This window comes from Bradyrhizobium sp. CIR48 (assembly GCF_014198315.1).
Lineage (GTDB): Bacteria > Pseudomonadota > Alphaproteobacteria > Rhizobiales > Xanthobacteraceae > Bradyrhizobium.
Genome location: NZ_JACIHG010000010.1, coordinates 314,930 through 339,514, shown reverse-complemented (window position 1 = coordinate 339,514; position 24,585 = coordinate 314,930). Strand labels below are relative to the sequence as shown.

Annotated in this window: 23 protein-coding genes; 13 read left to right on the top strand and 10 right to left on the bottom strand. The window is 66.0% G+C overall.

Going from position 1 to position 24,585, the window contains the following annotated elements; translation table 11 throughout:
- Window positions 1-101 precede the first annotated feature (101 nt).
- Window positions 102-2,174 (bottom strand): cytochrome b/c1, encoded by a 2,073-nt coding sequence (gene fbcH / locus GGD66_RS29415; protein ID WP_018323307.1) that lies wholly within the window; start codon window positions 2,172-2,174, stop codon window positions 102-104.
- 62 nt (window positions 2,175-2,236) lie between these two features.
- Window positions 2,237-2,767 carry a ubiquinol-cytochrome c reductase iron-sulfur subunit gene (gene petA, locus GGD66_RS29410; protein ID WP_018323306.1) on the bottom strand — a complete coding sequence of 177 codons (531 nt, stop codon included), beginning with the start codon at window positions 2,765-2,767 and terminating at the stop codon, window positions 2,237-2,239.
- 289 nt (window positions 2,768-3,056) lie between these two features.
- Here petA and GGD66_RS29405 point away from each other — a divergent pair, with 289 nt between their 5' ends.
- The 7 genes from GGD66_RS29405 (at window position 3,057) to GGD66_RS29375 (ending at window position 7,141) form a co-directional block, all read left to right on the top strand.
- Window positions 3,057-3,515 (top strand): tRNA (cytidine(34)-2'-O)-methyltransferase, encoded by a 459-nt coding sequence (locus GGD66_RS29405; protein ID WP_018323305.1) that lies wholly within the window; start codon window positions 3,057-3,059, stop codon window positions 3,513-3,515.
- An 18-nt stretch (window positions 3,516-3,533) separates the two neighbouring features.
- Entirely contained in the window at window positions 3,534-4,166 is a 633-nt protein-coding gene (gene queE, locus GGD66_RS29400; RefSeq protein WP_179735142.1) for a 7-carboxy-7-deazaguanine synthase, read from the top strand.
- A gap of 134 nt (window positions 4,167-4,300) precedes the next feature.
- Window positions 4,301-5,188, top strand: a complete 888-nt coding sequence (hemF, locus tag GGD66_RS29395; RefSeq protein ID WP_092261539.1) for an oxygen-dependent coproporphyrinogen oxidase — start codon at window positions 4,301-4,303, stop codon at window positions 5,186-5,188.
- Window positions 5,185-5,919 (top strand): HAD family hydrolase, encoded by a 735-nt coding sequence (locus GGD66_RS29390; RefSeq protein ID WP_183259773.1) that lies wholly within the window; start codon window positions 5,185-5,187, stop codon window positions 5,917-5,919. Before hemF ends, GGD66_RS29390 begins: the two co-directional genes overlap by 4 nt.
- A 324-nt stretch (window positions 5,920-6,243) precedes the next feature.
- Window positions 6,244-6,429, top strand: a complete 186-nt coding sequence (locus tag GGD66_RS29385; RefSeq protein WP_183259772.1) for a hypothetical protein — start codon at window positions 6,244-6,246, stop codon at window positions 6,427-6,429.
- On the top strand, window positions 6,426-6,695 hold the full coding sequence (locus tag GGD66_RS29380; protein WP_183259810.1) for an N-acetyltransferase: 270 nt from the start codon (window positions 6,426-6,428) through the stop codon (window positions 6,693-6,695). The genes GGD66_RS29385 and GGD66_RS29380 overlap by 4 nt, the downstream gene beginning before the upstream one ends.
- A 242-nt stretch (window positions 6,696-6,937) precedes the next feature.
- A complete protein-coding gene (locus GGD66_RS29375; protein WP_183259771.1) occupies window positions 6,938-7,141 on the top strand; it encodes a DUF2158 domain-containing protein in 204 nt (67 codons plus the stop codon).
- A 159-nt stretch (window positions 7,142-7,300) separates the two neighbouring features.
- Here GGD66_RS29375 and GGD66_RS29370 read toward each other — a convergent pair whose 3' ends face one another.
- From GGD66_RS29370 to GGD66_RS29345, 6 genes are all read right to left on the bottom strand, one after another.
- A complete protein-coding gene (locus GGD66_RS29370; protein ID WP_246789008.1) occupies window positions 7,301-8,845 on the bottom strand; it encodes a M15 family metallopeptidase in 1,545 nt (514 codons plus the stop codon).
- Window positions 8,846-9,236: 391 nt separating this feature from the next.
- Window positions 9,237-10,007 carry a sulfite exporter TauE/SafE family protein gene (locus GGD66_RS29365; RefSeq protein WP_183259770.1) on the bottom strand — a complete coding sequence of 257 codons (771 nt, stop codon included), beginning with the start codon at window positions 10,005-10,007 and terminating at the stop codon, window positions 9,237-9,239.
- The gene (locus GGD66_RS29360) at window positions 10,004-11,272 is read right to left on the bottom strand and encodes a CCA tRNA nucleotidyltransferase (protein ID WP_183259769.1); all 1,269 of its coding nucleotides are present in this window, start codon (window positions 11,270-11,272) and stop codon (window positions 10,004-10,006) included. Before GGD66_RS29360 ends, GGD66_RS29365 begins: the two co-directional genes overlap by 4 nt.
- Window positions 11,273-11,282: 10 nt before the next feature.
- Window positions 11,283-11,546 (bottom strand): DUF6111 family protein, encoded by a 264-nt coding sequence (locus GGD66_RS29355; RefSeq protein ID WP_018323296.1) that lies wholly within the window; start codon window positions 11,544-11,546, stop codon window positions 11,283-11,285.
- Complete coding sequence (locus GGD66_RS29350) at window positions 11,543-12,214, bottom strand: CoA pyrophosphatase (RefSeq protein WP_018323295.1); 672 nt, start codon at window positions 12,212-12,214, stop codon at window positions 11,543-11,545. Before GGD66_RS29350 ends, GGD66_RS29355 begins: the two co-directional genes overlap by 4 nt.
- On the bottom strand, window positions 12,211-12,822 hold the full coding sequence (locus tag GGD66_RS29345; RefSeq protein WP_179735126.1) for a DUF1285 domain-containing protein: 612 nt from the start codon (window positions 12,820-12,822) through the stop codon (window positions 12,211-12,213). Before GGD66_RS29345 ends, GGD66_RS29350 begins: the two co-directional genes overlap by 4 nt.
- 269 nt (window positions 12,823-13,091) lie before the next feature.
- Between GGD66_RS29345 and GGD66_RS29340 the strand changes: the two genes are divergently transcribed.
- From GGD66_RS29340 to GGD66_RS29315, 6 genes are all read left to right on the top strand, one after another.
- Window positions 13,092-14,090 (top strand): MoxR family ATPase, encoded by a 999-nt coding sequence (locus GGD66_RS29340; protein WP_018323293.1) that lies wholly within the window; start codon window positions 13,092-13,094, stop codon window positions 14,088-14,090.
- Window positions 14,090-15,034, top strand: a complete 945-nt coding sequence (locus GGD66_RS29335) for a DUF58 domain-containing protein (RefSeq protein WP_183259768.1) — start codon at window positions 14,090-14,092, stop codon at window positions 15,032-15,034. The genes GGD66_RS29340 and GGD66_RS29335 overlap by 1 nt, the downstream gene beginning before the upstream one ends.
- Window positions 15,031-17,835 carry a DUF4159 domain-containing protein gene (locus GGD66_RS29330; RefSeq protein ID WP_183259767.1) on the top strand — a complete coding sequence of 935 codons (2,805 nt, stop codon included), beginning with the start codon at window positions 15,031-15,033 and terminating at the stop codon, window positions 17,833-17,835. The genes GGD66_RS29335 and GGD66_RS29330 overlap by 4 nt, the downstream gene beginning before the upstream one ends.
- A gap of 7 nt (window positions 17,836-17,842) precedes the next feature.
- On the top strand, window positions 17,843-19,906 hold the full coding sequence (locus GGD66_RS29325; RefSeq protein WP_018323290.1) for a membrane protein: 2,064 nt from the start codon (window positions 17,843-17,845) through the stop codon (window positions 19,904-19,906).
- Between the two features lie 390 nt (window positions 19,907-20,296).
- A complete protein-coding gene (locus GGD66_RS29320; RefSeq protein ID WP_183259766.1) occupies window positions 20,297-20,698 on the top strand; it encodes a DUF2946 family protein in 402 nt (133 codons plus the stop codon).
- Between the two features lie 149 nt (window positions 20,699-20,847).
- Window positions 20,848-23,217 (top strand): TonB-dependent receptor, encoded by a 2,370-nt coding sequence (locus tag GGD66_RS29315; protein ID WP_183259765.1) that lies wholly within the window; start codon window positions 20,848-20,850, stop codon window positions 23,215-23,217.
- 150 nt (window positions 23,218-23,367) lie between these two features.
- On the opposite strand, the gene GGD66_RS29310 is transcribed toward GGD66_RS29315, so the two are convergent.
- Window positions 23,368-23,850: a GNAT family N-acetyltransferase gene (locus tag GGD66_RS29310; RefSeq protein WP_183259764.1), complete on the bottom strand. Its 483-nt coding sequence runs from the start codon at window positions 23,848-23,850 to the stop codon at window positions 23,368-23,370.
- Between the two features lie 128 nt (window positions 23,851-23,978).
- Window positions 23,979-24,497, bottom strand: a complete 519-nt coding sequence (locus GGD66_RS29305; RefSeq protein ID WP_018323286.1) for a GNAT family N-acetyltransferase — start codon at window positions 24,495-24,497, stop codon at window positions 23,979-23,981.
- Window positions 24,498-24,585 lie beyond the last annotated feature (88 nt).

The following is a 24,585-nucleotide window of genomic DNA, read 5'->3' as shown; positions in this document are numbered from 1 at the left end:
AGCATTCTGGGTCCCGGCTCGCGCTTCGCGCGTCCGGGACACGGACCCAACAAAAAAGCCCCCTTGCGGGGGCTTCTTCATTTCTCGTCGCATCAGAGCGCTCAGTGCGAGCTGGCCCAGACCTTCTTCTTGGTGAAGTACATCAGGCCTGCGAACAGGATCAGGAACACGAAGACCTGGAATCCGAGGCGCTTGCGCGCTTCCATGTGCGGCTCCGCGGTCCACATCAGGAAGGTGGTGACGTCCTTGGAGTACTGCGCGACCGTGGTCGGCGAGCCGTCGTCATAGGTCACCTGGCCGTCGCTGAGCGGCTTCGGCATCTTGATGGCGTGGCCCGGGAAGTACTTGTTGTAGTACGAGCCCTCCGGAATGGTCACGCCTTCCGGCACCTTGTCCTCGAAGCCCTGCAGCAATGCCGAGACGTAGTCCGGGCCCTGCTCCTGGAACTGGGTGAAGAAGTCGAAGATGAACCAGGGGAAGCCGCGCTTATAGGAGCGCGCCTTGGTGATCAGGGAGAGGTCGGGCGGCGCCGCGCCACCATTCGCCGCGCGAGCGGCCTGCTCGTTCGGGAATGGCGAGGGGAAATAGTCCGCCGGACGCCCCGCACGCTCGAACATGTCGCCGGCATCGTTCGGACCGTCCTTGACCTTGTAGTCCGACGCGAAGGCCGCCGCCTGCGCCACCGAATAGCCGGGCCCACCGGGCTCGGCGAGGTTGCGGAAGGCCACATAGGACAGGCCGTGGCAGCTGGCGCAGACCTCCTTGTAGACCTTCAGGCCGCGCTGCAGCGCGCCGCGGTCGAACTTACCGAAAGGGCCGGAGAACGACCATTTGTTGCCCGGAGGCGTATCGCTGCCTTCAGACGCCTTCGCGCTGTCGACCGAGCCTGCGAACAACGAACCGGCGAGCGCCAGCATGATCGCGGTCGAAACCATCGGCGTCGATCGGCTGCCGGTCTTGGCCAGCACCGCATCCGAGATCGAGTTCGGCACCGGCCGCGGCTTCTCGATGCGCGAGAGCAGCGGCAGCACGATCAGGAAGTAGGCGAAGTAGCAGACCGTCAGGACCCGGCCGGCAATGACGTAGATGCCTTCCGGCGGCTGCGCCCCGAGATAGCCGAGCAGGATGCAGACCACGACGAAGATCCAGAAGAACTGCTTGGCCAGCGGGCGATACTTCGACGACCTCGTCTTCGCGGCGTCCAGCCAGGGCAGGAAGCACAGGATGATGATCGCACCGAACATCCCGATGACGCCGGCGAGCTTGTTCGGGATCGAGCGCAGGATCGCGTAGAACGGCAGGTAATACCACTCCGGCACGATGTGCGGCGGCGTCACGCCCGGGTTCGCCGGAATGTAGTTGTCGGCGTCGCCGAGATAGTTCGGCATGTAGAAGATGAACCAGGCGTAGAGCAGCATGAAGCAGGCGACGCCGAACATGTCCTTGATGGTCGCATGCGGCGTGAACGGCACCGTGTCCTTTTCCGTCTTCGGCTCGACGCCGTCCGGATTGTTCTGGCCGGCGACGTGCAGCGCCCAGACGTGGAGCACGACGACGCCCGCGATCAGGAACGGCAGCAGGTAATGCAGCGAGAAGAAGCGGTTGAGCGTCGGATTGCCGACCGAATAACCGCCCCACAGCAGCGTCACGATGCTCTCACCGACATAGGGAATGGCGGAGAACAGGTTGGTGATGACCGTGGCGCCCCAGAAACTCATCTGGCCCCAGGGCAGCACGTAGCCCATGAAGCCGGTCGCCATCATCAAGAGGTAGATGATGACGCCGAGGATCCACAGCACCTCGCGCGGCTCCTTGTAGGACCCGTAATAGAGGCCGCGGAACATGTGAACGTAGACGGCGACGAAGAACATCGATGCGCCGACCGCATGCATGTTGCGCAGCAGCCAGCCGTAGTTCACGTCACGGACGATCAGCTCGACCGATTTGAAGGCGAGATCGGCATGCGGCGTATAATGCATCGCCAGGATCACGCCGGTCAGGATCTGCATCCCCAGCATGAAGGAGAGGATGGCGCCGAAGGTCCACCAATAGTTCAGGTTACGCGGGGTGGGATAGGCAACGAACGAGGAGTGCATGAGGCCGAGGATCGGCAGGCGCCGCTCGATCCATTGCAGGGCCGGATTGCTCGGCTGGTAGTCGGATGGTCCGCTCATGATGCGATCCTGAGGAAATAGTACGACGAGACGGCGCGAAGCTTCGGACGAGGATCCGAGGCTCAGCCGATCTGGATTTTGGTGTCGGAAACGAACTGGTACGGCGGCACCGGCAGGTTCGCGGGCGCGGGCCCCTGGCGGATGCGGCCGGACGAATCGTACTGCGAACCATGGCAGGGGCAGAAGAAGCCGTCGTAGCTGCCTTCATGAGCGATCGGGATGCAGCCGAGATGGGTGCAGATGCCGATCACGACCAGCCATTGCTCGTGGCCGGACTTGACCCGGGCCTCGTCGGACTGCGGATCGGGCAGGCTCGCCACGTTGACGGCGCGCGCCTCGTCGATCTGCTTCTTGGTGCGGTGGCTGATGTAGATCGGCTTGCCGCGCCAGAACACCTTGATGTCCTGACCTTCGGCGACCGGACTGAGATCGACCTCGATCGGCGCACCGGCGGCGATGGTCGAGGCGTCAGGATTCATTTGGGAAATGAAGGGCCAGAGCGCAGCTGCGCCCCCTACTGCTGCAGCTGCCCCCGTTGCAACGAATAAGAAATCACGGCGTGTCGGATGGTCCGCCGAAGACGCTGTCGTCACGATTCCAACCCTTTCTTCTTGTGCAACCGGTGGAACCGCTCCAGGGGGCGCCCATGAGGTCCCCGGAAAGGCTGCCGGCGCCCGCGGCCCCCCGCGGCGGCAGAACTTCGCATGTTCACCTCTAAACGGGCAAAACAGCAGTCCAGAATCGTTCTATTGGCACCCTTGCCGGGCGAGCGCAAGCCCGCTATCGGCGCGGGAGCGTGCAATGCACGAATTCCCGGGCAGGCGATGTTTTATTGAGACATTTCCGCCCCGCCTCGCCCCCGAGACAGCCCTCGCACAGCCCATGCAGATAGCGCTTTTCCAACCCGACATCGCCCAGAACACCGGCACGATTCTCAGGCTTTGCGCCTGCCTGGGCATCGCCGCCCATATCATCGAACCGGCGGGCTTCCCCGTCTCAGACCGCCTGTTCCGCCGGGCGGGAATGGACTACCTCGATCATGTCAGCCTTATCAGGCACGACTCCTGGGCCAAATTCGAGGACTGGCGCGCGGCACATGGCTACCGCCTGCTGCTGTTCACCACGAAAGCTGCCACCGACTACCGCGATTTCCGTTACCAGACGTCGGACATCCTGCTATTCGGGCGCGAGAGCGCCGGTGTCACCGACGCGGTGGTCGAGGCAGCGGATGCGCGGCTGGTGATCCCGATCAAGGCGGGGCTGCGGTCGCTCAATGTCGCCATGACCGCGGCCATGGCCGCCGGCGAGGCGCTGCGGCAGATCCGGAACCCGCAAGCCTGACAGATTGAGGAGAGACGATTGAGTTACGCGGTCAAGGAGATCTTCCTGACCTTGCAAGGCGAAGGCGCCCATGCCGGGCGCGCGTCCGTGTTCTGCCGTTTTGCCGGCTGCAACCTCTGGAGCGGCCGCGAGGCGGACCGTCTTGAGGCCACCTGCAAGTTCTGCGACACGGATTTCGTCGGAACCGACGGGACCCTCGGCGGCCGCTACGGCTCGGCCGCGGACCTCGCCGACACCATCGCCGCGCAATGGACTGCGGCCGCCGCCAACCGCTACGTGGTGCTGACCGGCGGCGAGCCGCTGCTCCAGGTCGACGCCGCGCTGATCGAGGCGCTCCACGCCCGCGGCTTCGAGATCGGCGTCGAGACCAACGGCACCATCGCAGCGCCGGAAGGGCTCGACTGGATCTGCGTCAGCCCCAAGGGCGGCAGCGAATTGGTGCTGCGCCAGGGCCACGAGCTGAAGCTGGTCTATCCGCAGGCCCTCGCCGCGCCCGAGACGTTCGAGCACCTCGCCTTCGAGCGCTTCTCGCTGCAGCCGATGGACGGACCCGAGGTCATCGAGAACACCGCGCGCGCGATCGACTACTGCCTGCGTCATCCGCAATGGCGGCTCAGCGTGCAGACGCATAAATCGCTCGGCATCCGATAGGGACAGATTTGTAGGGTGGGCAAAAGCGGAGCGTGCCCACCATTCAAGATGACGGTAGAAGACGTGGGCACGGCGCAAGGGCGCCTTTGCCCACCCTACGGCACACTCCGCGTGGTAAGCGACCGGGAATGAAGATGGACATGTCGACGATCGAAGACCGCAAGGGCCGCGCCCGCGCCTGGTTCGAGGCCTTGCGTGACGACATATGCGCGAGCTTCGAGCGGCTCGAGGACGACGCTCCGCAAAGCCTCTATCCAGGCGAAGCCGGCCGCTTCAAGCGCACGCCCTGGCAACGCACCGACCATACCGGAGCGGCCGGTGGCGGTGGCGTGATGTCGATGATGCATGGCCGCCTGTTCGAGAAGGTCGGCGTGCACTGCTCGACCGTGCATGGCGAATTCGCGCCCGAGTTTCGCGCGCAGATTCCCGGCGCCGCGGACGATCCAAAATTCTGGGCCTCCGGCATTTCGCTGATCGCGCATATGCGCAATCCGAACGTGCCCGCCGTGCACATGAACACCCGCTTCGTGGTCACCACCAAGGCCTGGTTCGGCGGCGGCGCCGATCTCACGCCGGTGCTCGACCGACGGCGCACCCAGGACGATGCCGACAGCATCGCTTTCCACGCCGCGATGAAGCAAGCCTGCAACCAGCCGAACGGCGTTGCCGACTACGACAAATACAAGAAATGGTGCGACGAATATTTCTACCTGCCGCACCGCAAAGAGGCGCGCGGCATCGGCGGCATCTTCTACGACTGGCACGACAGCGGCGACTGGGACGCCGACCTCGCCTTCACCAAAGACGTCGGCCGCGCTTTCCTGAAGATCTATCCTGACATCGTCAGGCGCAATTTCGCGGCGGGCTGGACCGCCGCGGACCGCGAGGAGCAATTGATCCGGCGCGGCCGCTACGTCGAATTCAACCTGCTCTACGATCGCGGCACCATCTTCGGGCTGAAGACCGGCGGCAATGTGGATTCGATCCTGTCGTCGATGCCGCCGGAGGTGAAGTGGCCATGACTGTCTCGAGGCCGCTGCCGCGCGCCATGCTGATCGATATGGACGACACCATCCTGTCGGCCTATGGCCGGCCCGAGATCGCCTGGAACACGATCGCGAACGAGTTTGCCGAGGAGCTGGCGCCGCTGCCGCCGCCGCAGGTCGCAACCGCAGTGCTCGCCTTTGCGCGGCAGTTTTGGTCGACTGCGGAGCCGATCTGGCGGATGAAGCTCGGCGAGGCGCGGCGGCTCACGGTGCGCGGCGGCTTCGCCGCGCTCGCCGCAAACGGCCATCGCGCCCTGTCCGACGATCTCGCCGATCGCATCGCCGACCGCTTCACCACCTATCGCGAGGAAGCCATCTTCGTCTTCCCCGGCGCGCACGATGCCATCGACGCGTTCAGGGCACGCGGCATCAAGCTCGCGCTGGTCACCAACGGCGCCGCCGACATGCAGCGCGCCAAGGTCGAGCGGTTCGAGCTGACCCATCGCTTCGACCACATCCAGATCGAAGGCGAGCACGGCTTCGGCAAGCCGGAGGAGCGCGCCTATCTGCACGCGATGGAGGCGCTGGGCGTTTCCGCGGAGGATACCTGGATGATCGGCGACAATCTGGAATGGGAAGTGGTGACTCCGCAGCGCCTCGGCATCTATTCGATCTGGATCGACGTGCACGGCGACGGCCTGCCCGAAGGCTCGACGGTCAGGCCCGACCGCATCATCCGCTCGCTGACCGAGCTGGTGCCGGGCTAGCCCTGAGCAGGGCACACAACAAAATATCGAAAAACAACCCCATGCACAGTAGCGGCCCCCTGCAAGATCAATGACTTACGGATTTTTCGAAACGACTTTGATCCGTCGGCCAAAACAGGGGTATGATGTCATCGTCGAAACTTGCGATGGACTGGTTTCCGCGCCCGCGTTTCCGCGTTCGTCGCGAGAAGATCACCGCCCTACGGCAGCTCGGGTGCGGGAAATTTCTTCGCCTGCTGACGTAACGCCCCATCAAGCCAGCACGTAGATGTCCCCTGCGGGCGCTTTTGCCCCGAGGGAGGGCGCGGCATCGTGAGTGGGGAATTGAGCATCCGTAGAGCTGAGGCGGGCGATTACGCTGCGGTTCGGAGCCTTGCGGAAGCGTTGGCGGCCCATATCGAAGAGCCGCCACCGCCTCTGACGCTCGAGCGCTATCTCGCCTTCTATGTCCGCGAGCATGCGCCCGTGCACCTCTTCGTCGCGCTGCTGGAAGATCGCGTGCGGGCCTGATCGCCTGGATCCTGACCCACGAGCTCTATAGCGCCCAGGCGGGCATGTACATCAGTGACATCGCGGTGCATGCCGAGGCGCGCAGGAAGGGCGTCGGCAGAGCGCTGATGACGAAGGCCAAGGAATGGGCTGCCGATCACGGCGTCACGAAGCTCGGCTGGGATGTCTGGAAACACAACGCGTCAGCGATGCAGTTCTACGCGCGCCTGGGCGCGACCGTCGACACCGAGGCCCTGCCGCATCTCCTGCTGCTGACGAACCGCTAGCTTCATCATTGCCGATTGGCGACTGCGGGCGTCGCACGCGATCCTCATCCTGAGGGCTCGCCAACGGCGGGCGTCTCGAAGGATGGCCACGGAGAAAGCCGCTGCCATATGCGATTGCCCAGCGTGTCGACCGGGATCGCCACCCGCCGCTGGAATTTCCCGGCACGGCCGACCGGCGTGATCGGCCTGTCATGACCGCTTGCTAGGCTCCCGTCCGGATCGATCGCGAGAAAGGACAATCCATGGACTTGAAAGCCGGTGATGTCGTGATGCTGAAATCCGGCGGCCAACCGCTGACGGTCGCGGAAGTGAAGCAGGACGAGGTGCTCTGCCTCTGGATGGGCATGGAAGGCGACCTGTTCCGCGAAACGCTGCCGCTGGCCGTGCTCGTGCAGGTGGAAGAGGAGGAAGAGGATGATGAGGACGAGGAAGAGGACGAAGAGTAGGCCCGCCTACACCGCATCCTATCTGGATCGGGTGTGCCTCAGCTCCAGCACGTCGGATCTCCCTCTCAGAACAGAAATGAAGGATCGGGCCGAGGACTCGGCCCCGATCTATCAGGTCGCGTTCGATGGCGACTTGCGCACGATGCGATTTCGTTCGCCCTATTGGATAAAGGCGATTTCGAAATGCATGCCATCGGGCCGGCTTCCAAAGTGCCCGCCCCAATAAAATCCATGTTTGTTGGCGATCGGGACCAACTCCCGGACCGCTCCGCGCGCGCCCACGAGCTTGGGCCGAGCCCCCAACGGATTCTCGTCGGCGTTTACGTCGAACGCGCTTCCGAAAGCGTGGTTGCTCAATTGCGTCGTCGATCCCCTGATGAAGCGAGGCACGAAAGCTCCGTCAAATGACAGGATCCTATCCAGCAGACTCGCGCTCTCCCACTCCTCCCAAAGCGCCTTGAGCTGTGCCGCCGCGAGCTTATGGAATTGCATGGAGGCAGGAGCATGCGGTCCCAAAGCCTTCCGCAGTTGGGGAATGGGAACGCTCACGATGTTGTCCCTGGTCCAAGTCCCGAGGATCCGGATGTTCTCGCGGTTATCCGGACGAGGCTCCGAGACGAAGTTGAACGCGCCAAAAACCGCCCGTCTCGCGGCCGTATTTTCGAGCGGCGGAAAATCCGGCCGTGGCGGGAAGTTTGAACCCGTCATGTCAGCGGCCGGCTCTTCAATGAGCTCAAATCCGAGCTGCATGGCTTTCATCATCGTTTCGCGACCTGCCACGCCGTCGCTCGTCAGTCCGTTTGCCGCCTGAAACGCACTCGTCGCCGCCTGGGTCTTGTCGCCGAACTCTCCGTCGAGGCCACCCGGATCGAAATGCTGTCCCTGCAGGAAGCTTTGCCAAGCTTTCACGAGTGGTCCCTGCGAACCGAGCCGAAGCGCACGCAAAGCAACGGGCCTGGTCGACTCACTCGTCAATGGAGCGGATATCTCTGCGATTGGCGCGATCTCCGCAGAAGCGTCCGCAACGCCACTCGACAGCATTGCATTGGTCGCGGCCCGTGATGCGCTGAAGCCGCGAGATTGAGGCTGAATCCTGGGGCTTTCGATCTGCGTATCGGTCAATGCAACCTCCTCTGAGCTGGTGATAAAACTCTTTGCGACGTTCAATGCGTTATTCCACCGGTTGACCAGGCCCTTCCAAAACTTGCTCGTCTCACTGCGTTTCGCGACATCCCGCTCGTACTGTTCGCGCGCAGCGCGCAGGTCCTGCAGGAGCTCCAACGTGTCGTCCTCGCGGGCGGCTACGAGCGCTCGTCCGGCGTCATCGATCACGCCACTGTCAGGAACATGCAATGCTCTTTGGAGTATTCGCGCAGCACCGCGAGGACCGCGGTTGAAGCAGCAATCTCGCAAGTAACATTCGATCGCCGGCTTTCTCGACCAACTCGACACACCATCAGTGTAAGTGGCTATGATTTCGCAGGCCGCCCGTTCCGCCTCTTGAAAGTGGCCCCCCTCGATCAAATCGGCCAGCATCCGTGCTTCTTCGGGATGGAAACGTTCGTTGATGCCCGCGACTTCATATGCTCCTCCACCGTCGTCAGCCGGCAGCCTGTAGATCGTCAGGCGTCCCTGTTTATCGCGCCGGGCTTCGAAGCTGAGAATGGAGGCTGCCATCCGGTGACGATCCGCCGACGTGCTCATGCAAGGCCTCTGCAATATGTAATGTTAGGCGGCGCAGCTTCTGGCGGCTTTCATAGCTCGGGCATGGTCGTGAACTGGCCAGCGCCGACCACGCCGAGGAGCCCGCCGCATCCGCAACACGCCTCAATGACGCTGAGCTTACGCCACGCGCTGAAGCTGTGTTGTGAAGTGCTTCACAACCCGGTTGCGATTCGATGACGCATTGCCGCGCGAACTGCGGGGATCGGAATCCTTCCCGCGTTCGTTTGCCGGTATGGATTAAACGTCAGGGTCAGGGCCGTCTGCGCTTCAGCTCGGAAGCGGGCGCGCGATCAATTCGGCCTTCGCGATTGCCAGCCGATCTATGCAATGTGCGCTGCCCCTCTGCGCTGCTGATGTTGCTCACGCCGATCTACCCGACGAGCTGCTTCGCCGCCGCCGAGATCATCACCAGCCCGCCGGTGATCACCGCGACATCAAGGATCGCGGTGTGGATGTGCAGCGGCATACGCTCGACGAAGGCCTTTGCGAGGAACGCGCCGGGGATGGCGATCGCTCCGATCAGCAGCGCGAAGGCGAGCACCTGCGCGGTCACGGCGCCGGCGAGGCCGAACACCGAGATCTTGATGAGGCCGGTGCCGAGCGAGATCATCGCGTCTGTTGCGACCACGGCGGCGCCTTCGAGGCCGGCGGCCATCAGCAGCGATAGCAGGATCACGCCGGAGCCCGAGGTGCCGCCGACCAGCACGCCGTAGCCGACTGAGCCAGCGGCAAGGCCGCTGTCGCCGATCTTGACCTTTCGGCGGCGGAGCACGCGGCGCAGCGGCACGCTCAGGATCAGCATGGAGCCGATCACGAGCGCCGCGCCGGCATTGGTGAGACGCGTGTAACCGTAGGCGCCGAGTGCGGTCGTCAGCGCGGCGCAGGCGAGCACGATCAGCGCGCGGCGGCGGTCGGCGTAGCGCAAGTAAGCAATCGCTCGGCTGGAATTGGTGAAGAGTGCGGAGATCGCGATGATCGGCACCACGGGCTCGGCGCCGACCAGCGGCACCAGCACCAGCGGCATCAGGGCGCCGGTGCCGTAGCCGGCGAGACCACCGATGATCGAAGCAAACAACGCCATCAACGCGACCAGCAGGAGCTGAAAGATCGAGATGTCGGCGAAGCCTGAGACGATGGTCACGTTCTCTCGTCGCGGCTGATTCGTGCCGCAGCTTGATCGGCGATGGAAGCGAGTGCGGCTTCCTCTAGGGGAAAATCCGCCGCAAGCCAAGCGTCCTCGGCGAGCGTCAACACATGTCCGAGCGCGGGTCCTTCGGCCAGACCGCGGGCGATGAAGTCGGCGGCCTTCAGCGGAAATTTCGGCGCAGTCCAGCGCTGCGGCAGCTCGGCGAGAGCGCGCCAGCGCATCGAGGTGACGTCGCCGCCGGCCCGCGCCCAGCCGAGCAACACACGATCGTGATAACGCTCGGGGCCGAGCCGATAGAGCAGACGCCGCGCATTGGCCTCGTCCTTGGTCGTGAAGCGCCACCAGCGATGGCCCATCGAATCCAGTGCCTTGGTCTCGGCATTGGAGAGCCGCAGGCGCGCGGCGACGCGCTTGGCATCTTCGGTCACCGCGACGGTCAGCGCCGCGAGGCGCCGCGTGCTGCTTGCAGCAAGGCCGAGTTCGCGCTCGATCGCGATCATCGTTTCCAGCGGGCCGGTATAGGCGACACCGCCGATCAGCGCCTGCAGCAATCCGCCATCGGCCATGGCCAGCACGGCCGCGGAGGCGCGAGCTGCCACCAGCAGCTTCAGCATCTCCATGCGCACGCGCTCGGCCGAGAGGCTGGCAAGACCCGCGCGTCCGCGGATGCAGGCGAGATAGCCGTCGCGGTCGGGATCGCCGGCACCAAAGGCGGCGTGGATGCGGAAGAAGCGCAGGATGCGCAAATAATCTTCGGCGATGCGCTGGTCGGGATCGCCGATGAAGCGCACGCGACGCGCCTTGGCATCCGCGATGCCGCCGACATGGTCGTAGACCACGCCTGCCGCATCGACCGACAGGCCGTTCATCGTGAAGTCGCGCCGTTCGGCGTCCTTGACCCAGTCGCGGCCGAACGCGACCTTGGCCTTGCGGCCGAAGGTTTCGGTGTCCTCGCGCAGGGTCGTGACTTCATAGGGGTGGCTGTCGATCACCAGCGTGACGGTGCCGTGGTCGATGCCGGTCGGTACACTCTTGATGCCGGCAGCCTTGGCGCGCCGGATCACCTCCTCCGGCCGCGCGGTGGTCGCGATATCGATGTCGCCGGGCTGAAGACCGAGCAGCGCGTTGCGTACGGCGCCGCCGACCACGCGCGCTTCCTCGCCGCCAGAGTTGAGCAATTGCAGGACGCGCGCGGTCCCGCCTGCGGTCAGCCAGGCCGCATCGGCAAGAATTGGCGCAAGTATCGGCTCCGCGCTCATCGTGCGGCCCCTATTTTTCCACGCCCGGCACCAGCCGGCCATTCTCGATATGGGCGGGAACGTAGGTCGAATCCGGGGCGGCGCCGGAGAAATGCGCAAGTCCGATCAGGCCCGCGATCACCAGCACGATCGCCGCCAGCGCAAGGCGCGCGACGACCGCGACCGGCCAGGAGGAACGCGCGAACAGGCCGGACCGCGTCGCGGCCAGGAACAACGCGTAGACGGCAAAGGGAATGAGGAAGATTCCGATCTCGGTCAGAACCGTCCGGATCATGATGAATAGATCCGCTCATACAGCACACGCAGCATGCCCGCCGTCGCACCCCAGATGTAGCGTTCCGCGAACGGCATCGCGTAGTAGAACCGCTCCATGCCGCGGAATTCCTTGCTGTGCACCTGATGGTTCACCGGGTTCATCAGGAAGGATAGCGGCACCTCGAACGCGTCATCAACCTCGGAATGGTTGATGGTGAGCTCGAAGCCGGGCCTGACCCTGGCGACCGTCGGCAGGATGCGGAAGCCGAAGGCGGTGCCGTAGAGATCGAGATAGCCGATTGGCTCGACGAAATCTCTGGACAGCCCGACCTCCTCCTCGGCCTCGCGCAGCGCCGCATCCAGCGGCGAGGCGTCGGTGGCGTCGATCTTGCCGCCGGGGAAAGCGATCTGGCCGGCATGGTCGTTGAGATGCGCCGAGCGCTGCGTCAGCAAGATGGTCGGCTCGGGATGATCGACCACCGCGATCAGGACCGCCGCGGGGCGCACCGGCTGCTCGCGCGCGACGATCTCGAGCATCTTGTCGGTGCCGGGATCGCCCGAGGCGGGAATGATGTTCGGATCGTAGAGGCCGAGCGGAACGTCGAAGCCGAGCTTCGCCCTGGAACGGGCGAAGAAATCCGCCGCGCCGAGCGGAACCGGATCGGTCGTTAGAATAGGCTTGTTCAAAGCGCGGCCCTCACCTGCTCCGCATCGGCCATGGGGAAGAATTCGCCTGATGATTCGACGCCGAACATCGGCTGGCCATCGACCATCCGCTCCTCACCCATGTCAACCAGATCGTAATAGAGCGCCCTTGTGACCTTGGCCCAGAGCTCGGCGCGAACATGCAGATAGGGCGTCAGCCCGCCGTCTTTGGCCTGCTCGAAACGCAGCCGGTGCGCGGCATCGCAGGTGACCCAGTCATCGACATTGGTGCGGAAGCGCAGCACGCGATGGTTGCTCTCGCCGTCCTTCTGCATCTCGACCGCCATGAAGGGCGCGTCGTCGACGCGGATGCCGACCTTCTCCACCGGCGTGACCAGGAAATGCTTGTCGCCCTCGCGCTTGAGGATGGTCGAGAACAGCCGCACCAGCGCGGGGCGCCCGATTGGCGTCCCCAAGTAGAACCAAGTACCATCGGAGGCGATTCGGATGTCGAGATCGCCGCAAAACGGCGGATTCCACAGATGCACCGGAGGCAGGCCTTTCTTGGCGCCTTCGGCATTGGCAGCACTTTTGGCGGCGGCAGTCAGTCCCTCGAGACCGCGATCCGCGCTCTGCCCTTGGTTCGCCATGGTTTGCCCTGACTTTGTCCTTGGCACGATTGGTGCAGGTCTACGTTGTTCTCGGGTGCACGGTTCCACCCCGGATTAGTCCGGTGGGGGAGGTCGCCACTTCGTGATGCCGTACATAACCCGAAGCCGATAAGGTGGGGATAGGTTAATTCAACGAATACATGGCCTTCCTGCAAGTCTAGCATAGGGCCCATGATCTAGCGTGATGGCCTGGCGGGATGCGATGACATCGCGACGCAAGCCGCATGGCGCGCTGAAGGAGCGAACGGATGGCGGAGAGTGTCGAGAAACTCGAGGACGGAATCGTTCGTTCGGCCGAGCAGGTGTCGAGCCAGATTCGCGCGGCGAAGGATGCGATCGCGTCCGTCATCTTCGGCCAGGATCGCGTGATCGAGAACACGCTGGTCACCATCCTCTCCGGCGGCCACGCACTGCTGATCGGCGTGCCCGGCCTTGCCAAGACCAAGCTGGTCGAGACGCTCGGCGTGACGCTCGGCCTCGATGCCAAGCGCATCCAGTTCACGCCGGACCTGATGCCGTCGGACATTCTCGGCGCCGAGGTGCTGGATGAGAGCACCGCGGGGAGGCGCGCCTTCCGCTTCATCGCAGGTCCGGTGTTCGCGCAACTGTTGATGGCCGACGAGATCAACCGCGCCAGCCCGCGCACCCAATCGGCGCTGCTGCAGGCGATGCAGGAGCAGCACATCACCGTGGCCGGCGCGCGCCACGATCTGCCGAAGCCGTTCCACGTGCTCGCGACGCAGAACCCACTGGAGCAGGAAGGCACCTATCCGCTGCCCGAAGCGCAGCTCGACCGCTTCCTGATGGAGATCGACGTCGACTATCCCGATCGCGACGCCGAACGCCGTATCCTGTTCGAAACCACCGGCGCCGAGGAAACGCTGGCGAGGGGTTCGATGACCGCCGACGCGCTGATCACGGCGCAGCGGCTGATCCGGCGCCTGCCGGTCGGCGATTCCGTGGTGGAGGCGATCCTGTCGCTGGTGCGCTCGGCCCGTCCAGGTCCCGACGCCGGCGAAGCCGGCAAGTTCATCGCCTGGGGCCCCGGCCCGCGCGCCAGCCAATCGCTGATGCTGGCGGTGCGTGCGCGTGCGCTGATCGACGGACGGCTGGCGCCCTCGGTCGACGACGTGCTCGACCTGGCCGAGCCCGTGCTGAAGCACCGCATGGCGCTGACGTTCCAGGCGCGCGCCGAAGGCCGCACGATTCCGGACGTGATCCGGCAATTGAAGACACGGATCGGTTGATGGCAGCGGAGAACGGGCACACAGCGAAGGAGATCATTGCGATCCGACGTGCCGATGGCGAAAGCCGCACGCTCGCTGCTTCCTTGCCGCGCCTGGTGCTCGAAGCCCGCCGCATCGCCGCCAACGTCATCCACGGCCTTCACGGCCGCCGCCGCGCCGGCTCCGGCGAGAATTTCTGGCAATACCGCCGCTTCGTTTCCGGCGAGCCGGCGCAGAACGTCGACTGGCGCCGCTCGGCGCGCGACGACCATCTCTATGTCCGCGAGCTCGAATGGGAAGCCTCGCATACGGTGTGGATCTGGCCCGACCGCTCGCCGTCGATGGCGTTCGCCTCCAAGACCGCGCGGGAGTCCAAGCTCGAGCGCACGCTGATCGTCGCCTTCGCGCTGGCCGAGCTGCTGGTGTCCGGCGGCGAGCGCGTCGGCATTCCCGGCCTGATGGCGCCGACCGCGAGCCGCAGCGTGATCGACAAGATGGCGCAGGCGATGCTGCATGACGATGCCGACCGCCTCAGCCTGCCGCCGTCCTTCGTGCCCGCAGCGCTGGCCGAGATCATCGTGCTGTCCGATTTCTGGTCGCCGATCACGGAGATCAAGACGACACTCGCAGGCCTCTCAGGCTCGGGCGCGCATGGCACCCTGGTGCAGGTCGTCGATCCCGCCGAGGAATCGTTCCCCTATTCCGGCCGCGTCGAGTTCGTCGAGCCCGAAGGCTTCGGCGTGATCACCGCCGGCCGCGCCGAGAGCTGGGCGCAGGATTACACCGCGCGGCTCGCGCTGCACCGCGACCAGATCCGCGCAGAGACCAACAAGCTGGACTGGCTGTTCACCACGCACGCCACCGACCGCTCCGCCGCCGAGCTGCTGCTGTTCCTGCATGCCGGCATGCAGGTGAGCAAGTCGGGCGCCCGCACCACGACGATCAAGGTGGGGCCGGCCGCATGATGGGACTGCCGCTCGCCTTCACCGAACCGCTGCTCCTGATCGGCCTCGTCAGCCTGCCCGTGCTGTGGTGGCTGCTGCGCGTGATGCCGCCGCGGCCGCGCCGCGTCGAGTTTCCGCCGACGCGCCTGTTGTTCGACATCGCGCCGCGGGAGGAGACGCCCTCGCGGACGCCGTGGTGGCTGACCGCATTGCGTCTCCTGGCTGCGGCTCTCGTCATTTTCGCGGCCGCCGGCCCGATCTGGAATCCGCAATCAGGCGCAGCCGACAGCAAGGCGCCGCTGATGATCATGCTCGACGACGGCTGGAGCGCGGCGTCGCACTGGGACATCAGGATCAGGGCCGCCGACGAGCTGATCGCCAATGCCGACAACGACCGTCGCGCCATCGCGCTGGTGCCGCTGTCCGAGCCGAACCGCGACATCACCCTGATGCCGGCGGGCGCCGCGCGCGTCGCGCTGCGGCAGCTCGCGCCAAAGCCCTATTCGATCGACCGCGTCGAGACGCTGACTGCGGTCGACCGCTTCCTGAAGGCCACCGGCGACTGCGAGATCGCCTGGCTGTCCGACGGCGTCGACACCGGCCGCGGCGAGGACTTCGTGGCTGGCCTCGGCAAGACCATCGGTGATCGCAGCCTGACCGTGTTCGAAGGCGGTACCTCCGCGCCGCTGGCGCTGGTCGCGGCCGAGAACGCCGCGGCGAAGATGACGGTGAAGGTGCTGCGCACCGACAGCGGCATCGCCATGGGCACCGTGCGCGCGCTGGACCAGAAGGCCTCGCCGATCGGAGAAGCCCGCTACACGTTCGGTCCGCAGGACAAGGAGACCGACGCCGCGTTCGACCTGCCGGTCGAGCTGCGCAACGACATCACGCGGCTCGAGATATCCGGCGAGCGCTCCGCCGGCGCGGTGCAGCTGCTCGACAAGCGCTGGCGCCGCCGCGCCATCGGCATCGTCTCGGGTGCGACCAGCGAGACCGCGCAGCCGCTGCTGGCACCGACCTTCTACCTCACCCGCGCGCTGGCGCCGTTCGCCGACGTCAGGCTCGCCGACAAGGGTTCGCCGCAGCAGGGCATCACACAATTTTTGGACCAGAAGCTGCCGATGATCATCCTCGCTGATGTCGGCACCATCGCGCCGGAGCTGCGCGAGCGCCTCAATGCCTGGGTCGACCAGGGCGGCGTGCTGGTGCGGTTCGCCGGTCCCCGGCTGGCGCAGGCCGAGGACGATCTCGTGCCGGTCAAGCTGCGCAAGGGCGGCCGCACGCTCGGCGGCAGCCTGACCTGGGAGAAGCCGCAGCATCTTGCGACCTTCGCGGCCGACGGCCCGTTTGCCGGCGTCGCCGTCCCCAAGGACGTCACCGTGAGCCGCCAGGTGCTGGCCGAGCCCGATGCGGTGCTCGCCACCAAGAGCTGGGCCTCGCTGGAAGACGGCACGCCGCTGGTCACCGGCGAGCATCGCGGCAAGGGCCTCGTCAGCCTGTTCCACGTCAGCGCCGACATGCGCTGGTCGGATCTACCGATGTCGGGCACCTTCGTCGAAATGCTGCGGCGGGTGGTCGACATGTCCGGCTACACGTCCAAGCCCGGCGCAGGCGTTGCCGGCGAAGCGACCACCGAGACGGTGGCCCCGTTGCACATCCTCGACGGCTTCGGCGCCTTCGGGCCGCCGCCGGCCACGGCAAAGCCGTTGCCCGCGGATTACCGCGACCGGGCCACATCCGATCATCCGCCGGGCTTCTATGGTCCGGCCGAAGGACCGCTCGCCGTGAACACGCTTGCCAGCGCCGACCGCATCGCCGCGCTGAACACCGCGAGCCTGCGCGCCCGGCATGCCACCTACACCAATGCCGAGCCGCGGGACCTGCGCGGCTGGCTGCTGTCGACCGCGCTCGCGCTGTTCCTGGTCGATGCCATCATCGTCGCGGTGCTCGGCGGCGGGATCGCCGCGCTGCTGCGCCGCCGCGCCGCGCCCGCGATGATCGTGCTTGGCCTGCTGTTCGCCTCGCTCTCGCCAACGCCGTCACGCGCCGACAGCGCGACGGACGATTTCGCGATGAAGGCGACGTCGCAGACCCGCCTCGCCTATGTCGTGACGGGCAATGCCGACGTCGATTCCATCGTAAAAGCGGGGATGAACGGACTGACGCTGTTCCTGGCGCAGCGCACCGCGCTCGAGGCCGGCGATCCCGTCGGCATCGACCCCGCGCGCGACGAGCTCGCCTTCTTCCCGCTGATCTACTGGCCGATCGTGCCGGGCGCGCCGAAGCCGCCGCAAGACGCCATCAACAAGATCGACGCCTACATGAAGCAGGGCGGCACCGTGCTGTTCGACACCCGCGACGCGATCGAAGCCCCGCCCGGCGCCAACGGCGCGGCGCAGACCCCGGGCATGCGGACGCTGCGCGAGATCCTGTCCTCGCTCGACGTGCCCGAGCTCGAGCCGGTGCCGCGCGAGCACGTGCTGACCAAGACATTCTACCTGCTGCGCGACTTCCCCGGCCGCTTCGTCACCGGCCAGACCTGGGTCGAGACCCTGCCGCGCGACGAGGACGAGGACAGCGCGCAGCGGCCGGCGCGCGGCGGTGACGGCGTATCGCCGATCATCATCACCTCGAACGATCTTGCCGGCGCCTGGGCGGTGCGGCCCGACGGCCAGGCCATGCTGCCGGTGACCGGCGGCGACACCCGCCAGCGCGAATTCGCCTACCGCGCCGGCGCCAACATCGTGATGTACACGCTGACCGGCAATTACAAGGCCGACCAGGTGCACGCACCGGCCCTGATCGAACGGCTGGGGCAATAGGACCGATATGAATTACGGCATCGCATTCACGCCGCTTGTTCCCGCGATCGTGCTGTGGCTCGCGCTCGCCGCGATCGTCGTCATCGCGCTTCTGCTGCTGGTTGCGCGCGCGCGCGGCGCCGCTGTGCGCGTAGCCGCGCTGGCGCTGTTCCTGCTGGCGCTCGCCAATCCCTCCTTCACCCGCGAGGACCGCGATCCCCTCACCTCGGTCGCGGCCGTCGTCGTCGACAAGAGCCCGAGCCAGAATTTCGGCAACCGCAATCGCGAGGCTGCGCAAGCGCAGGAGGCGCTGGTCGACGGCCTGAAGAAGGTCAAGGGGCTGGAGGTCCGTGTCGTCGAGGCCGGACAGGCCGACGGCGAGACCGACGGCACCAAGCTGTTCGGCGCCCTCGCCTCGGCCTTGTCGGACGTGCCGGTCGACCGTGTCGCCGGCGCGTTCCTGATCACCGACGGCCGCGTCCACGACATTCCGGCCAGCGCCACGGCGCTCGGCTTCCAGGCGCCCGTGCATGCGCTGATCACCGGCCAGAAGGACGAGCGCGACCGCCGCATCGCGATCACGGCGGCGCCGCGCTTCGGCATCGTCGGCCAGACCCAGACCATCAGCTATCGCCTCGACGACCAGGGCGTCTCCGGCGAGCGCGCCAAGGTCACGATCCGCAGGGACGGCGAGGTCATCAACGAGCGCACGCTCTCGAGCGGCCAGGCCGCGAGCGTCGACGTCGACATCAAGCATGCCGGCCCGAACATCGTCGAGATCGAGGCCTCGCCGCTCGAGAGAGAGCTGACGCCGGTGAACAACCGCGCCGTCGTTGCCATCGACGGCGTGCGCGACAAGCTGCGCGTGCTGCTGGTCTCGGGCGAGCCGCATTCGGGCGAGCGCACCTGGCGCAATCTGCTCAAGTCCGACGCCAGCGTCGATCTCGTCCATTTCACCATTCTGCGTCCGCCGGAGAAGCAGGACGGCACGCCGATCAACGAATTGTCGCTGATCGCGTTTCCGACCCGCGAGCTGTTCCAGCAGAAGATCAACGAATTCCAGCTGATCATCTTCGATCGCTACGCCCGCCAGGGCGTGCTGCCGATCGCCTATTTCGACAACATCGCGCGCTATGTGCGCGGCGGCGGCGCGGTGCTGGTCTCGGCCGGCCCCGACTACGCCTCCAACACCAGCATCTGGCGCACGCCGCTGGATTCGGTGCTGCCGGCAGAGCCCGTGGGCGTGACGGAAAAGCCGTTCTATGCGCATCTGTCCGACATCGGCAAGCGCCACCCCGTCACGCGCGCCCTGGAGGGCTCCGCCAGCGAGCCGCCCCGCTGGAGCCGTTTCTTCAGGACCGTCGACACCCGCAATTCCGTCAACCCGCCGGTGATGACGGGAGCCGACGGCAAGCCGCTTCTGTTCCTGTCGCGCTTCGGCGAGGGCCGCGTCGCGCTTCTGCTCTCCGACCACATTTGGCTGTGGGCGCGCGGCTATGAGGGCGGCGGCCCGCATCTGGACCTGCTCAGGCGAATGTCGCACTGGCTGATGAAGCAGCCGGACCTCGACGAGGAGGCGCTGCGTCTGCAGGTGCAGGGCAAGAACCTCGTCGTGGTGCGTCAGACCATGGCCGACAGCGTCCAGCCGGTGAGCGTGACCTCGCCGTCCGGCGCGTCGCAGGATCTGACGCTGAGCCCCGGCGATCCCGGCGAATGGCGCGCCAGCCTTCCCGCGAGCGAGCTCGGCCTGTGGCAGGCCACCGACGGCACGCTGAAGGCGCTGATCAATGTCGGCCCGACCAATCCGAAGGAGTTTTCGGAGGTCACCTCGACCGTCGAGACATTGAAGCCGCTGACGCAGGCGACCGGCGGCAATGCCGTGCGCGTGGCCAGCGGCGCCGACGTCGAGCTGCCGCGCATCCTGCCGGTGCGCTCGGCCAGCGTCTTCGCCGGCGACGGCTGGATGGGTGTGCGGATGCGCGATGCCAGCGTCGTCAAGGGTGTCGGCGTGCTGCCGATCTTTGCCGGGTTGATTGGCCTCCTGCTGCTACTCGGCGCGTTTGCAGCAACCTGGGTCCGCGAGGGACGGTAGTTGCCCGAAGCTTGATTGGACGAGACTCGCGTAGCGCCGCGACGGCGGTGCGTTCCGTCCCCCCTTGTGGGGGAGGGCCAGGGAGGGGGGTAGCCAAGGAAAAGGGGCCGGTTGTTGACGATGCATCGGGCCTGTGCGCGACGGTAAGAGTCCCCGTGTGGCACCCCTCCCTGTCCCTCCCCACAAGGGGGGAGGGAACGGAGAGAGCAACGCTGTCCGCTGAACTGGATTTGAATCCATCGTGTCTAGTTGCCCGAACGACACATCGGGCCGGCTGCCTGCACAGAGGCCTGAGGCGCCGTTGACATCCGCCGACCTGTCGCGCGATGTTACATTGTAACGTCGCGACGTCAGGGAATTGATGTGCCGCGACGTGGGGTGGCTTTCCAGATGAAGTGGTTCCGGTCGAATATCAGGCACGGCGCCCGGCTCGCGTTGTTCGCGATGCTGGTGCAGTTCGCGCTGACGTTCGGGCACAGCCACTGGTTCGCGCAGGCCGCGCCGCTTGCCCAGGCCTCGCTCCAGCAGACCGACAGCGCCAAAGGTGCTGCCATCGACCGCGCCGCGGTCCAGAAGCAATCGCCCGCCGCTCCCGACCGCGAGCATCAGGGCGAGGACAATTGCGCGATCTGCGCCGTCGTCGCGATGGCGGGCACCGTCATATCGGCAGCGCCGCCCGTGCTGCTGCTGCCGCAGGCGATCGAGCTGCTCCACCGCACCACTGATGCCGAATTTCTCCATCTGAAATCGGCCGGCACGGCGTTCCAGCCGCGCGCGCCTCCCGCGTCCTGACTCTCAACATCGCTTGATCACGCCCGGGCTCGCCGCGCATCGGCAAATACCCGGGAGAAGTTGAAGTCGAATTCCGTCGCGCCGCGACGGCAGGCCGCCTCCCGATCAAAAGACCATCACGCGGACGGCGCCTGAATGGAATCAGGACCATGTCATTCAAATTGCGACGCGCGCAGCGTCTTGGCGGAGCAAGCCTGCTCCTGCTCGGCGCTGCCGCCACGCCTGCTTTCGCCCAAACGCCTGCACAAGACAAATCGTCGACCGAGATCCCCGCCGTCACCGTGACGGCGCCGAGCCCCATCGTGCGCAGAGCGGTGGTGCCGTCGCGCAATCCGGGCCGCGGCACGCGGACCGCGCGAGTGCGCAGCCGCCAACAAGCGGCGGAAGCAGAGCCGGCTGCCGCCGTGCCCGCCGCGCCTCAGCAGGGCGTGCTGCCTATCGTGACCAACCAGTTCGCGACGGTCACGGTGGTGCCGAACGAGGAGATCCGCCGCGAGGGCGGCGGCCAGCTCGGCGATCTCCTGTTCTCCAAGCCGGGCATCACCGGCTCGAGCTTCGCGCCCGGCGCCTCCAGCCGGCCGATCATCCGGGGTCTCGACGTCAACCGCGTCGGCATCGTCGAGAACGGCACCAATTCGAGCGGCGCCTCCGATCTCGGCGAGGATCATTTCGTCCCGATCGATCCGCTCGCGACCAACCAGATCGAAGTGGTGCGCGGGCCCGCCGCGCTGCGCTACGGCTCGACCTCAATCGGCGGCGTCGTCAGCGCCACCAACAACCGGATTCCGGATGCCGTGCCGTCCTGCGCGCCGTCATTCCAGGCTTACGGCCTGCCGACCAAGGCGCCGCTCGCGACCGCCGCGACCTCGCCTTGCGTCACTGCCGAGACCCGCACCGCGTTCTCTTCGGTCGATCGCGGCGTCGAAAGCGGCGTGCTGCTCGACACCGGCGGCGGCAATTTCGCGTTCCACGCCGACGCCTATGGCCGCACGACCTCGGACTATTCCATCCCGAGCTATCCCTATCTGAACGATCAGTCGCGGCCCGTGAACGGCCGCCAGCCGAACTCGGCGACGCGCTCGGACGGCGCCTCGATCGGCGGGTCCTATTTCTTCCAAGGCGGCTATATCGGCGCATCGATCACGCAGAACGACTCGCTCTACCACATCCCCGGCATCGACGGCGCCGACCACCGCACGCGGATCGACGGCCATCAGACCAAGATCAACGTCAAGGGCGAGTATCATCCCGACGCCGCCGCGATCGACGCCGTCCGCTTCTGGGCCGGCGCGACCGACTACCGCCACAACGAGATCGGCCTTGCCGATCCCGCCGACCTCAACAGCGACGGCATCAGGCAGACCTTCACCAACAAGGAGCAGGAAATCCGCACCGAGGTGCAGCTGATGCCGTTCAACGCGCGCTTCGCAGAAGTGACGACGGCGCTGGGCTTCCAGGTCGGGCACCAGGAATTGAGCGCGCCGAGCCCGGACAATCCCGGCACGCTGTTCAACGGGCTGTGGGACCCCAACAACAGCACGCGCGTTGCCGGTTACGCCTTCAACGAGTTCAAGTTCACGGAGGCGACGCGGGCGCAGATCGCCGGCCGCATCGAGCATGTCGAGCTGCACGGCACGACGCCGGACTTCCCGGCCGACTATTTGCCCGACGGCACGCCGCAGGCGGCGATCGCGCGCAATCCGTCGTTCACGCCCAAGAGCGGCAGCATCGGCCTGCTGCAGGATCTGCCGGGCGGCATGGTCGGCAGCATCACCGCGCAATATGTCGAGCGCGCGCCGAAGGCGGCCGAGCTGTTTTCACGCGGCGGCCATGACGCGACTGCGACCTTCGACATCGGCAATCCCAACCTCACCATCGAGACCGCCAAATCGGTCGAGCTCGGCGTGCGCAAGGCGACGGGGCCGTTCCGCTTCGAAGCGACCGTCTACTACACGCATTTCGACAATTTCATCTATCGCCGCCTCACCGGCGTGTCCTGCGATGACGACTTTGCCTCCTGCGGCACGCCGGGTGCCGAGCTGAACCAGGCGGTGTATTCGCAGCGCAACGCCAATTTCCGCGGCGGCGAATTCCAGTCGCAGCTCGACGTCGGCGCGTTCCAGGGCGGCATCTGGGGCATCGAGAACCAGCTCGACGTGGTCCGCGCCACCTTCAGCGACGGCACCAACGTGCCGCGCATTCCGCCGGTGCGGATGGGCGGCGGCGTGTTCTGGCGCGACGACAACTGGCTGATGCGCGTCAACCTGCTGCACGCCTTCGCGCAGAACAACATCGCCGTGATCGCCGAGACGCCGACGGCGGGCTACAATCTGCTGAAAGCCGAGGTGAGCTACAAGACCAAGCTCGACCGCAACTGGTTCGGCGCGCGCGAGATGATGGCCGGCATCGTCGGCAACAATCTCCTCAACGAGAACATCCGCAACTCCGTATCCTACACCAAGGACGAGGTGCTGATGCCCGGCATCGGCGTGCGTGCGTTCGCGAACTTCAAGTTCTGACGGTGATCAAGCCGGGGCCCGCGGGCCCCGGCAACGACGGAGTGTCAGGCGCGGCCGCGCGCGCATCGTAGCCCGGATGGAGCGCAGCGAAATCCGGGGCGGTGCATCTGTAGCGAGAGGTTTCCCGGATTGCACTTCGCTCCATCCGGGCTACGAACTACGCGTCAGCCGTTTCTCGAAGCGCCACTGATCCACAGGGAAAGGCCCCTTCGAGGTTTCCGACATCATCACGAAGGTGCCGGCGTTGCGCCAGCCGCTCTTCTCGTAGAACCGGGCGGCGCGCATGTTGCCGACCGCGCAGGCGAGCCACGCCAGCTCCACACCACGCGCGGCGAGCCGTGCTTCCGCATCGGCGATCAGTGCCGCAGCCACGCCTGTCCCGTGGGCGGTTGGCGACACGAAGAGCTGGTACAGTTCATCGCCCTTGAGGGCGCACAAGCCAAGCGGCGTACCGGAGGGGCCGACGGCGCAGATGTCGGCAAGCATGACTGCGAGGCGATCGCGAAAGCTCGCCAGCGTGCGGAGGCGGACCAGTTCGGGCGGCGCAAGATGCGCATGCGACCCGTGCCAGGCATCGTGCCACAGCTGCGCGAGGTGGTCGATCTCAGTGGAATCGGCTGGACGCACCTGCATTGGCGATACTCCGTATGAGCCTCGTAGCCCGGATGAACGAAGCGACATCCGGGGGCGGTGCATCTGCATCGACAGGTTTCCCGGACATCGCTTCGTTCATCCGGGCTACAGGCTACGAGCCTGACGCCCTATCCTGCCCGCGCCTTGCTCCAGTCCGGGCCGACCGGGCCCGACACGCCTTCGAAGGCGCCATCGACGAGCTCGAACACCAGGATGCGGGCGGCGTCGACGGGACCCGGCATGGTAACGCGGCCCTTCGGGACCGGCTTGAAGCCGACACGGCTGTAATAGGGCTCGTCGCCGACCAGCAGCACCAGGCGGTGACCTTTCGCCTTCGCGTCCTTTAGCGCGCGCTCCATCAGCAGACGGCCGACACCGCGGCCGCGGAACGGCGGCTCGACCGTCAGCGGGCCGAGCAACAGCGCCGGCGTCTCGCCGACCAGCACCGGCAATTGCCTGACCGAGCCGACCAGCAGCGTGCCGATGCGCGCGGTGAAGGACAATTCGAGCAGATGGTCGACGTGCTCGCGGATCCGGTAGGCGCTGAGCACGAAGCGGCCGGGACCGAAGGTACGTTCGTGCAGCCGCTCGATCGACTGGGCATCGCCGGCGGCTTCAGGGAGGATGGTCAGTGAGAGATCGGTCATGTCAATTCGCGGGATAGCACCTGAACGCAGCGCGGTCCATCGGGCAGCGACCGCGCTCAGCTCCTTTTCGAGGTCGAGGGGAGGTGTT